The 280-nt window shown below is 40.7% G+C and carries 1 pseudogene; it reads right to left on the reverse strand.

What is annotated here, in order from left to right:
- Nucleotides 1-280, reverse strand: a pseudogene (locus FQ668_RS28810) (EF-P beta-lysylation protein EpmB); the annotation flags it as partial.

Here is a 280-nt window from a genome sequence, read left to right on the forward strand (position 1 = left end):
CCTTTTAGCAGTACTCCTTGATTCAACAATGTTGTGCCCGTGTCTTTAATACGTGCCATTGACGCAGAGAATTCAGAATTCACTTCATTAGCGTGGTTGATATGCGTTACCAAAATGGTATTCAGTCGAGTCTGTTTAAGAAGCTGACACAACTCTTCTGTAATGCGCTTTGGGATCACCACAGGTAATCTGGAGTGAATGCGAAGTGTTTTTAAATGATGAATAGATTCTGCTTTTTGAACAAGCCATGCTAACTCAGAATCTTTGGCCATCAGTGGAT

The sequence above is a fragment of the Pseudomonas sp. Kh14 genome (assembly GCF_900291005.1).
Lineage (GTDB): Bacteria > Pseudomonadota > Gammaproteobacteria > Pseudomonadales > Pseudomonadaceae > Aquipseudomonas > Aquipseudomonas alloputida.